Source organism: Shewanella sp. NIFS-20-20, from assembly GCF_019209865.1.
Classification (GTDB): domain Bacteria; phylum Pseudomonadota; class Gammaproteobacteria; order Enterobacterales; family Shewanellaceae; genus Shewanella.
The window spans coordinates 1-10,120 of the sequence record NZ_JAHUTT010000087.1; the positions used below are offsets into that span (position 1 = coordinate 1).

Here is a 10,120-nt window from a genome sequence, read left to right on the forward strand (position 1 = left end):
TTCCGAACTCAGAAGTGAAACGCAGTCGCGCCGATGGTAGTGTGGGGCTTCCCCATGCGAGAGTAGGTCATTTCCAGGCGCCTAATAAGAGATAAGCCCGTTACTGATGTAACGGGCTTTTTTCGTTATCTCATGCGCTAGATTGTCTGAAAACCGTACAATACAACATTGGCACCTGCAGCGAATACGTTGGTAAGGATGATCTTATGTATTCAATGCGAACTTAATAGGCTTTTGGTGGTCATAATTAATGCACATCAAGAGCGTTTATATGTGTAGCAAGCTCGGCAATTAGATAAACACGGGTTGCTACTGTGCTTGATATATCCCGCCATATTCCATTTGTTTGAATACTGAACTTCGGAAGGAATCCGAGTATAATCACCGTCTAATGGTTATCGGGTCGTAATTTCTTTGGTGTGAGGCTATTCATGCAATGTCGTTTAGGTTGTGGGGCTTGTTGTATTGCCCCGAGTATTTCAACCTCCATTCCGGGGATGCCACAAGGCAAACCCGCTGGCGTGCGCTGCATCCAACTTGATGATAATAATTTATGTTTATTGTTTGGCTCTGATTTGCGGCCACAGGTGTGTGGCGATTTTGCTGCAAGTGCTGATGTGTGTGGCCAATCTGATGCCGATGCTCTGTGGTTGATTACTGAGCTTGAGACGATGACAGGAACTGGTGAGATAAGATGCAATTAACTCGTTATACTGATTATGCATTGCGTACATTAATGTATTTGGCTATTCAACCTAACCGCGATGAATTATTTCGCATTGCTGAAATTACACAAGTATTTGATTTGTCGCCAAACCATGTATCCAAAATTATCCACAACCTAGGTAAATTGGGCTATCTGCAGACTATCCGTGGTAAAAATGGTGGCTTCAAACTAGCCAAGTCGCCTGACGCAATCAATATTGGCAAGCTCGTTAGAGAGTTAGAACCGACCATGACACTTATTGATTGTCATCAACCTGTGTGTCAGTTGGTCAATGGTTGCAAGCTTAAAGGTATTTTGGCACAGGCAGTCGTTGCCTTTTTAGCTGTGTTGGATCAGTATAGCTTGCAAGACATGGTTGTTAATCGAGACCAGTTAGTGCAGCTGCTACCCTCATTAGCTTGACGGTTTAGTCTGCGCTTGCTTCAAGGCTAACTTATAAGGCAGCAGCATAGAGACAGGCACCAAACTTATGCCCTCTTGATTGAGGCGATGTAAGTTCGCTTGTAAGAAGGAAATTGTTTGTGGGTGAGGGTGAGCAATCATCACCACATAGCCCTGCTGATGACTCATATTGATCATCTGTGAAAATTGTTTTTCTAACGATTCTGTATCCAGTCGATTATCTAAAAATACCTGCCGAGTTAATAAGGGGATCCCTTGCTGGTTGGCCTGCTCTGCCGCTTTGCTGTAGCGAGTGGTAATACTATCGACGAAGAAGAGCTCTTGCTGCTTTAATTCCTGCATCACCCATGCCATCGGATCGGCCAACTGAGTCAGTAAGCTCCCCATATGATTGTTGACACCCACGGCATTCGGGACGCTGCGCACAGACGCTTGTATTGACTGTTTGATTTGCTCTTCAGTCATATTGTTGGTTAAGCCGCCGGGTCCCAGTTTTTGGCCATTCAAGGCCTGCATGGGTAAGTGAACCATGATTTCATGACCTTGGTGATGAGCGATTTGAGCTAATTGGCCACCAATTTTAGTGTGAGGCAGTATTGACAGGGTCACAGATGAGGGCAGTTTAAGGACATTGTTATCGGTGTAGCGGTAGCCAATATCATCAATGATGATAGCGACTTGCCCGGCAAGGGCTGGGGTCGATAACAGACAGCAAAGGCTGCAAATTACTGCGGTAATGTGCCGTTTAAGGCGAATTGTTGAACCAATTGACTGCGGCAGCCAAGATCTCATCTGGTTGTTTTTCTTTATTATTGGGAGAATGACCGATTATATGCATATTATTTCCCTCTAACATACCCTTATGGTCGATTTTTATGTCTGGTTCAATGCCTTTACGGTGAATATTGCTACCTTGGGGAGTAAAATAACGGGCAATTGTTAGTTTTACTGCGCTGTTATTGATGACGCTTGGGATCACGGTTTGCACTGTGCCTTTGCCAAAACTGGTTTCGCCCACCAGTAAGGCGCGCTGATTGTCTTGTAGTGCAGCGGCCAGCACTTCGGCTGCAGAAGCTGAACCTTGATTGATTAATACCAGTATGGGCTGGCTGTTACTTAAACTAAAATCCTCGGCGGTATGATCAGAATTAGCAGCAAAATAACGCCCAGCTGTCGAGACAATACGACCTTTATTTAATAATAAATCAGCCACTTGAATGGATTGATCCAATAAACCACCGGGATTGTCTCTTAAGTCGATGATAAGTCCCTTTAGGGGCTCGGTCTGCCATTGGCGCAGGTGAGTTTCAATGGTCTTAGCAGTGTTAGTTTGAAAGTGGGTAATTTTGAGGTAACCAATCCGTCCATCTAATTTCATGGCCGATACCGACTCTATTTGAATGGGCGCAGGACTGATCTCAACATTGAAGGTGTGTCCTTGCCGAACGATAGTCAAGTCGATGCTTTGTTGTTGGTTACTGTGCGCGCGGACGTTAGATAAAAAGTCATTGAGCAAGGCTGCCTTTACGGGTTGGCCGGCAAAATGAGTAATAATGTCCCCCGCCATAATGCCTGCAGTGGCGGCAGGGGATGGATGAAATGGCGTTAAGATACGGATGACATGTTCATCTTCATCCACAGCCACTTCGAAACCAAAGCCAAAGTACTCACCTTGATTGCTTTGTTCTAGGAGCTGTAAATCCTCGGCGGTGAGATAACTGGAGTAGGGGTCGAGTAAGCTAAAAATCCCTTTAATGGCAGCATCGGTGAGTTGCTGTTCTGTTAGCGAATCGACATAGTAGGTTTGTACTGTTTCTATGACGTCTTCAATGACGCTGGTTGTGAGTTTATCTGGGCGATGTTCTGCGGGTTTTGGTAGCCAATAACTCAGGGTTAAGCCAGCTAAAAAGCCAACACTCAGCAGACACAGTGCTCGGAAAAATGTCATTTAGCCCCCATTGAGGGACTATTTTCTCCGACAATAATTTGCAGGATCTATGGCTTGTCCCTTATGCCTTATTTCAAAGTATAGGCCAGGCTCTGTTTGACCACCGGATTGTCCAACTAACGCGACTCTTTCGCCTTTGGCGACGCTATCACCGACATTCTTTAGCAAGGCTTGCGCATAGCCATATAAACTCATATAGCCTTGGCCATGATCGACCACTAAAACCATTCCAAAGCCTTTCAACCAGTCGGCGTAGATGACTTTACCTGATGCAATCGCCTCGACCACTCTCCCTTCAGGTGCTTTCAATAATACGCCCTTCCAGTTGACTCGGCCTGAACGTTGGCTGCCAAAGCTCGCTTGCACTTTGCCGTTCACAGGCCATGCCAGTTTGCCTCTCGATTTTGCCAACCCCTCCATATTGGGATGGGCATCCATGACTTTGGTCGCTTGTTGCATTAAATGCTTAATGCTGCCTTCTTCTAGTTGTAATTGTTCTAACTGTGCGCCTTGGCTATTAAGGGTGCGCTGCAATTGAGTCAGGGTTTGTTGGCGTTGGATCTGCTCGTTGGCGAGTTGCTCTTGTTGCTGTTGTTGGGTCAATATCAATTGATTCAGTTGGTCTTGGTGTGCGAGCTGTTGCTGTTGTACCCGCTGTAAATCTGCCACGGTTTGTTTTAGGGTTTCGATGGCGCTAATGCGAGCGTTGTTGAGGTATTGGTAATAGGCCAACATGCGCTCAATCGTGGCGGGTTGTTGCTGATTTAGCAGCATTTTACTGTAGTCATGATTACCCGCTAAATAGGCGCCAGACAGTTGCTTTGCTAAGGTTTTTTGCTGTTTATCTTGGGCGGCATTGAGTTCAACAAACTGGCTATTGAGTTGTTCGAGTTGCTTTTGGGTGTCAGCGAGCTGCCCTCGGGTTTTGGCCGCCTTGCGGGCGATGGCAGCAATGGCAAGCTCATCTTGCTTAAGCAAGGCTTGGAGTTGTTGGCGTTGCTTGGTGGTCTTGCTTACCGCGTTATGTTGCTTGCTGATCTCTTGCTGGATCTGCTTTAGTTCAGCTTGGCGACGACTTAGCTCATTGGCTTCAGTAGGCGATGCTAGGATAAAAAAGCCTGCGATAATGCAGGCTTTTATGTTAGGTAAAAAGCTCACGTTTTAGCGTTACTCTTTTAAATGAATCAATGGCTTGCCTGTCATTTCTGCAGGAATATTTTGCCCTAAAAGCTGGAGCATTGTTGGCGCAATATCGCTTAAGCGACCACCGTTATCTATGGTGGCATCACGGCCAACGTAGATGAAAGGTACTAACTCACTGGTGTGGGCAGTATGTGCTTGGCCAGTGGTTTCATCTACCATTTGCTCTGCATTGCCATGGTCGGCAGTGATCAGGCATTCACCACCCACTTGCTGCAAGGCACTAACGACGCGACCAATGCAGGCATCTACGGCTTCACATGCTGATACTGCAGCATCAAAATTACCGGTATGGCCAACCATATCGCCATTAGGGTAATTACATATGATGACATCATACTTAGCGGATTCAATTGCTTCCACTAATTTATCCGTGAGTTCGGTCGAGCTCATCTCTGGCTGGAGATCATAGGTGGCCACTTTCGGCGAGTTGATCAGGATGCGATCTTCGCCGGCAAAGTTTTCTTCTTTGCCACCATTAAAGAAGAAGGTGACATGGGCATATTTCTCAGTCTCAGAGATGCGCAGTTGAGTTAACCCTTGGTTTTGTAGGGTTTCGCCCAAAGTATTGACCAGATCAGTGGAGGGAAACGCAATCGCTCCTTTGATATCAGCGGCATATTCAGTCAGCATCACCACTTGGCAATTAGGAAATACCTTACGCTCAAATCCGTCGAAGTCTGGGTTGATAAAGGCGCGGGTAATTTGACGGGCTCTATCGGCGCGGAAGTTCATAAAAATCAGAGAGTCATCGTGGCGTAGTTGGGCAACTTGGCCGTGAGCATCGTGGATGGCGGAAGCCGCAACAAACTCATCGTTCTCGTCGCGAGCGTAGGCGGCCTCGAGGGCAGCTACGCTATTCGGATACTGATAGCTAGCTTGGCCTGTGGTGATCAGATCATAAGCTTGGGTGACACGATCCCAGCGATTGTCGCGGTCCATGGCAAAGTAGCGACCAATGATCGAAGCCACTCGCCCCGTGCCTAATTGGCTAAATAACTGTTCAAAGTGAGCTAAGCTGGCTTTTGCGCTGCGCGGCGGAGTGTCGCGACCGTCGAGGAAGGCATGTAAGTACACCTGCTTAGCGCCTCTGGCTACGGCCATCTTACACATGGCTTCAATATGGTCTTCATGGCTATGTACCCCACCCGGTGACAACAATCCCATGATATGAACGGCACCATTGGCGGCAGTGGCCCGATCCACGGCTTGGCATAAGGCTGGATTTTGTTCAAACTCATTATCGGCAATGGCTTTTGAGATTCGAGTTAACTCTTGGTAAACCACGCGGCCAGAACCAATATTGATATGGCCAACTTCTGAGTTACCCATTTGACCGTCGGGTAAACCGACATCTAAACCAGATCCTGAAATTAGGCTATTGGGAAATTGCTGGTAAAGTTTATCCAGCACGGGGGTATTGGCATGGTACACGGCATTCATGTGCGTGCCTTCGCGATAGCCCCAGCCATCAAGAATGAGTAGCGCTAGCGGGCGATTTACTGCGGACATGGTGATTCCTTAGCATGGTGAAATAGCAATCGAAACTGGATAAATCTTACTACTTTAGCGGCCGGTGACAAAGGGAAGTTGCACGATTAGTATTATCGACTTTTTCAGCTAACGAGACTTGCTTTTGATTTCATAGGGCTTGGCAAAGCTGTCATCACTATCTTGTTGGGGGAATTGTTGTCCTAAACTCGCCAGCGAGGGCCGCTTGGGTATATACTCTGCGACCTGATAATTTCCATTTGCTGATAACAACAGGCAGAGACAGATGCAAGAATATATCGAATTTTTGAAAGCACACCCTATGTTAAGTTTGGCTTGGGTGGGTTTATTTATTGCCTTATTGGTGACTATGGTGAAATCTAGCCTGTCCAAGGTCAAGAATGTCAACAACCATGAGCTGACCATGATGATCAATCGTCAAGACGCTAAAGTTATTGATGTTCGCGGTAAAGAAGATTTTAAAAAGGGTCATATTGCTGGCGCGTTAAATGTGCCGATGGCCGATATAAAAAATAACCAAGCCACTAGCCTTGAAAAGTTCAAAACCAGCCCCATAGTAATGGTATGTAGCGCTGGCATGACATCATCTCAGGCTGCTCAACTGCTCATATCGCAAGGCTTTGAGCAGGTTTACAACCTTAAAGGTGGTATGGGTGAGTGGCAATCGGCTAATTTACCAGTACAAAAAAGTAAACGCTAAATTTGTACATTGTCGACTAACGCCCAATATCGCCGAGGTCGACAACCAAAAACCTGGGATGGTTCTGAGTTTCGCTGATTGAAATTCAGTTATTATCATTAAACCCAAGGTATATAAAATACCGGAAACACATTGATAGGATAAATAGCACCATGGCTGAAGCAATCAATAACGAACAACAAGCCCCGCAATTTCAAATTCAACGTATCTTTACTAAGGACGTGTCATTTGAAACGCCAAATAGTCCAAACGTGTTCCAAAAAGAATGGCAACCTGAAGTCAAACTGGATTTAGATACTCGTAGCAACAAGCTTGCTTACGATGTGTTTGAAGTCGTTCTATCGTTAACGGTCACGGCCACCAATGGCGATGAAACTGCCTTCCTGTGCGAAGTTCAGCAAGCTGGTATTTTCTCTGTTTCTGGATTAACCGAGCCTCAATTAGCTCATTCTCTTGGCGCTTACTGCCCTAATATCCTGTTCCCTTATGCCCGTGAATTAGTGGGTAGCTTAGTTGCGCGTGGTACTTTCCCACAGCTGAACCTAGCGCCAGTTAATTTTGACGCCTTGTTTGCCCAATATGTGCAACAGCGTCAGGGTGAGTCAGAGCAGGCCACAACTGAAGAAGCTAACGCTTAATAATTTATGAAAGACACTGCCGATATCACGGTATTGGGGGCGGGCTCTTATGGCACCGCCCTTGCCATTTCTCTCGCCAGTAATGGCCATAAAACCTTACTTTGGGGTCATGAGCCACAGCATATGGCAAACTTGCAAAACGATCGGGAAAACCGTGAGTTTTTGCCAGGTATCGCCTTGCCTGACTTACTGGTGCCAGAAGCTGATCTTGCGACAGCATTAAGTGCCAGCCGCAATGTATTGGTGGTTGTACCGAGCCACGTATTTGGTTTGGTATTGGCGCAGGCCAAGCCGCTATTGCGTCAAGATAGTCGTATCGTATGGGCCACTAAAGGCTTAGAGCCTGAGACCGGCCGTTTACTCCAAGATGTGGCGCACGATGTTCTGGGCAATGTTTATCCCTTGGCCGTATTGTCGGGGCCGACCTTTGCCAAAGAGTTAGCCGCAGGCTTGCCGACTGCCATCTCCGTGGCGGGTACGGATGCGAGTTTTACTCAAGATCTCATCGAATTGCTGCATAGCCCAAAACGTTTGCGCGTTTATGGTAATGATGATTTTATTGGTCTGCAGCTCGGTGGCGCTGTCAAGAATGTTATCGCCATTGGCGCTGGCATGTCTGATGGTATTGGCTTTGGTGCCAATGCTCGTACCGCCCTGATCACTCGCGGCTTAGTTGAGCTGTCACGCTTAGGCGAGGCGTTAGGCGCACAAGGGGCAACCTTTATGGGCATGGCTGGCTTAGGTGATCTGGTGTTGACCTGTACCGATAACCAATCGCGCAATCGCCGTTTTGGTTTAGCGTTAGGTAAAGGGCAAGATGTCGAAACCGCCCAACAAGTAATTGGCCAAGTGGTTGAAGGCTATCGCAATACTAAAGAGGTGCACACTCTGGCACTGCGGCTGGGGGTTGAAATGCCCATCACAGAGCAAATTTACCAAGTATTATACGAAGGTAAATCGCCGTTTGATGCCGCCGCAGAGCTATTGGCCCGCGAGCGCAAGTCTGAAACCTCGACCAACTGAGTCAGGCGCTAGACTGTCGATTCAAGGATGCTAACATAGCATCCTTTTTATTTTCTATTTTGGCTTGAGTTTGGGCGCTTCGTTGTCACTGAATGACAATATACGCCCCCTAAATTGAGTCGATAGTGTTTGTTTCCGCCTTGTAAATGCAGCGCTAGAGTGAGAGTTGTTATGTCGCAAACCCATTATGATGTCATTGTTATCGGCGCAGGAGCTGCTGGGCTAATGTGTGCCCTGACGGCCGGTTATCGCGGCCGTAAGGTATTGGTGCTTGATAATGCCAAGCAATTGGGACGTAAAATTCTCATTAGCGGCGGAGGTCGTTGTAACTTTACCAATTATCATACCGATGCTGGTGCCTATTTATGTAGCAACCCTCACTTTGTTAAATCGGCGCTAGCCCGTTTTAGCCAGTTTGACTTTATTGCAATGGTTGAGCGCCATGGTATTCATTTTCATGAGAAAACCTTAGGCCAGCTATTTTGTGATGACAGTGCCAAAGAGATCGTGACCATGCTCACCACGGAATGTGAGTGGGCGGGAGTCACTATTCAGTTGCGTACTGACATCAATAAGATTGATGTTGGTCAGCAGGGCGACTATCAGCTCGACACTTCAGCGGGCACCTTTGTCAGCCAATCGTTAGTGATAGCCACTGGCGGTTTATCGATGCCGAAACTGGGAGCCACGCCATTTGGGTATAAGGTGGCTGAACAGTTTGGCATTAAGGTTTTACCCACCTCGGCGGCTCTCGTTCCCTTTACATTGCAACCCGAGGATAAAGACAAGTTTGAAGTGTTATCTGGGATTGCCTTACCAGTAGTGATCACGGCAGAGTCGGGCCAACGTTTTAAAGAGGCCATGTTGTTTACCCATCGCGGATTAAGTGGTCCGGCGGTATTGCAGATTTCTTCTTACTGGAAACCGGGGCAGCGAATTTGCGTTAATCTGCTGCCAGAGCATGATTTTGTTCAGTGGGTGAATACAATCACTCAAGAATCACCAAAATTGTCATTTAAAAATGCACTAAGCCGATTGCTACCTAAGCGTTTAGTGGAAAGGTTAACGGAATTAGGGGAGTTACCTGAGAAGACCTTGAACCAACTGAGTAAGGCCGACATTCAGCATTTGAGCCAGTATTTGCATCAATGGCAAATTGCGCCCAATGGTACCGAGGGGTATCGCACCGCTGAAGTCACTCTGGGGGGGATTGATACCAATGAGCTCTCATCTAAAACCATGGAAGTTAAGCGTCAACCTGGGTTATATTTCATCGGAGAAGTCGTGGATGTGAGCGGCTGGCTCGGCGGCTATAACTTCCAATGGGCTTGGTCTAGTGGCTATGCGGCAGGGGAAATCGTCTAGCGGTTGTGTAGTGACAATAAAGTTTGCCCGTAAGCAAAATAGTTTGCCCATAAGGGAGTTTTGAGACAATAAAGTTTGCCCGTAAGATGCGTCTGATATTAGGATGATACTCTTAGTATGCAGCGGTCTTGGACACAATATGGGGCGTGGGCGAAAGCTTGAATCTTCAGTGGATTTCGAGCGAGCATTAAAGAATAAGTATGGGATCGGCCAAGGCTCTGAGTATAAGCCTTGGCTTAGGGTTCAGGATGTAAAATCTCAAGGAACGCGCTCAATAATCCATGGTCGGAAGTCACAAAGACATCACCATATGATGTCATCGATTGAAAGTGAACACTTTTATCTTGCAGAGTTTTCAGATCGGGTGATTGACATCAGAGAGCAGTTTCCTCTTTTTCCTCTAAATCTGACTCAGAAAATCTCTAAAATATTGGGTGTAGAGCACCCAAGGCATCCAAAAACGAACGAACCTATTATCATGGGCGTTGTTGATCAAATGGTTCACGTAACGTACTGATCTAATGACACTTACTCTAATTACTCAACTCGGTAACTAACAGGCATACCTAGTCTTATGACTTTGTTCATTGCCTTGACGTTAGCTA

The 10,120-nt window shown here is 46.7% G+C and carries 10 protein-coding genes; 6 read left to right on the plus strand and 4 right to left on the minus strand.

Annotated elements, in window-relative coordinates:
• Positions 1-431: 431 nt before the first annotated feature.
• Together KU855_RS17870 and KU855_RS17875 are read left to right on the plus strand one after the other, a co-directional pair.
• Positions 432-704: a YkgJ family cysteine cluster protein gene (locus tag KU855_RS17870; RefSeq protein ID WP_218532427.1), complete on the plus strand. Its 273-nt coding sequence runs from the start codon at positions 432-434 to the stop codon at positions 702-704.
• Positions 695-1,129 carry an Rrf2 family transcriptional regulator gene (locus KU855_RS17875; RefSeq protein WP_218532428.1) on the plus strand — a complete coding sequence of 145 codons (435 nt, stop codon included), beginning with the start codon at positions 695-697 and terminating at the stop codon, positions 1,127-1,129. The genes KU855_RS17870 and KU855_RS17875 overlap by 10 nt, the downstream gene beginning before the upstream one ends.
• Here the strand turns inward: KU855_RS17875 and KU855_RS17880 are convergent.
• The 4 genes from KU855_RS17880 to gpmM are packed head-to-tail and all read right to left on the minus strand — an operon-like array spanning position 1,121 to position 5,789.
• Positions 1,121-1,921: a divergent polysaccharide deacetylase family protein gene (locus tag KU855_RS17880; protein WP_218532431.1), complete on the minus strand. Its 801-nt coding sequence runs from the start codon at positions 1,919-1,921 to the stop codon at positions 1,121-1,123. The genes KU855_RS17875 and KU855_RS17880 overlap by 9 nt on opposite strands.
• Positions 1,875-3,077, minus strand: coding sequence for a S41 family peptidase (locus KU855_RS17885; protein WP_218532434.1), 1,203 nt, complete (start codon positions 3,075-3,077; stop codon positions 1,875-1,877). The genes KU855_RS17880 and KU855_RS17885 overlap by 47 nt, the downstream gene beginning before the upstream one ends.
• Before the next feature lie 18 nt (positions 3,078-3,095).
• Positions 3,096-4,235 carry a peptidoglycan DD-metalloendopeptidase family protein gene (locus KU855_RS17890; RefSeq protein WP_218532436.1) on the minus strand — a complete coding sequence of 380 codons (1,140 nt, stop codon included), beginning with the start codon at positions 4,233-4,235 and terminating at the stop codon, positions 3,096-3,098.
• Positions 4,236-4,244: 9 nt separating this feature from the next.
• Positions 4,245-5,789, minus strand: coding sequence for a 2,3-bisphosphoglycerate-independent phosphoglycerate mutase (gene gpmM, locus KU855_RS17895; RefSeq protein WP_218532438.1), 1,545 nt, complete (start codon positions 5,787-5,789; stop codon positions 4,245-4,247).
• A 265-nt stretch (positions 5,790-6,054) separates the two neighbouring features.
• Here gpmM and KU855_RS17900 point away from each other — a divergent pair, with 265 nt between their 5' ends.
• The 4 genes from KU855_RS17900 (at position 6,055) to KU855_RS17915 (ending at position 9,515) form a co-directional block, all read left to right on the plus strand.
• Positions 6,055-6,489, plus strand: a complete 435-nt coding sequence (locus tag KU855_RS17900) for a rhodanese-like domain-containing protein (RefSeq protein WP_218532440.1) — start codon at positions 6,055-6,057, stop codon at positions 6,487-6,489.
• Positions 6,490-6,641: 152 nt separating this feature from the next.
• On the plus strand, positions 6,642-7,127 hold the full coding sequence (gene secB / locus KU855_RS17905) for a protein-export chaperone SecB (RefSeq protein WP_218532443.1): 486 nt from the start codon (positions 6,642-6,644) through the stop codon (positions 7,125-7,127).
• Between the two features lie 6 nt (positions 7,128-7,133).
• Positions 7,134-8,150: an NAD(P)H-dependent glycerol-3-phosphate dehydrogenase gene (gene gpsA / locus KU855_RS17910; protein ID WP_218532445.1), complete on the plus strand. Its 1,017-nt coding sequence runs from the start codon at positions 7,134-7,136 to the stop codon at positions 8,148-8,150.
• Between the two features lie 171 nt (positions 8,151-8,321).
• Entirely contained in the window at positions 8,322-9,515 is a 1,194-nt protein-coding gene (locus tag KU855_RS17915) for an NAD(P)/FAD-dependent oxidoreductase (protein WP_218532448.1), read from the plus strand.
• Positions 9,516-10,120: the final 605 nt, after the last annotated feature.

What these genes read in the sequence shown, in the direction of transcription:
- KU855_RS17870 (WP_218532427.1), top strand. Translation starts at nt 432, where the DNA reads ATGCAATGTCGTTTAGGTTGTGGGGCTTGTTGTATTGCCCCGAGTATT.
- KU855_RS17875 (WP_218532428.1), top strand. Translation starts at nt 695, where the DNA reads ATGCAATTAACTCGTTATACTGATTATGCATTGCGTACATTAATGTAT.
- KU855_RS17880 (WP_218532431.1), bottom strand. Translation starts at nt 1,921, where the DNA reads ATGAGATCTTGGCTGCCGCAGTCAATTGGTTCAACAATTCGCCTTAAA.
- KU855_RS17885 (WP_218532434.1), bottom strand. Translation starts at nt 3,077, where the DNA reads ATGACATTTTTCCGAGCACTGTGTCTGCTGAGTGTTGGCTTTTTAGCT.
- gpmM (WP_218532438.1), bottom strand. Translation starts at nt 5,789, where the DNA reads ATGTCCGCAGTAAATCGCCCGCTAGCGCTACTCATTCTTGATGGCTGG.
- KU855_RS17900 (WP_218532440.1), top strand. Translation starts at nt 6,055, where the DNA reads ATGCAAGAATATATCGAATTTTTGAAAGCACACCCTATGTTAAGTTTG.
- secB (WP_218532443.1), top strand. Translation starts at nt 6,642, where the DNA reads ATGGCTGAAGCAATCAATAACGAACAACAAGCCCCGCAATTTCAAATT.
- gpsA (WP_218532445.1), top strand. Translation starts at nt 7,134, where the DNA reads ATGAAAGACACTGCCGATATCACGGTATTGGGGGCGGGCTCTTATGGC.
- KU855_RS17915 (WP_218532448.1), top strand. Translation starts at nt 8,322, where the DNA reads ATGTCGCAAACCCATTATGATGTCATTGTTATCGGCGCAGGAGCTGCT.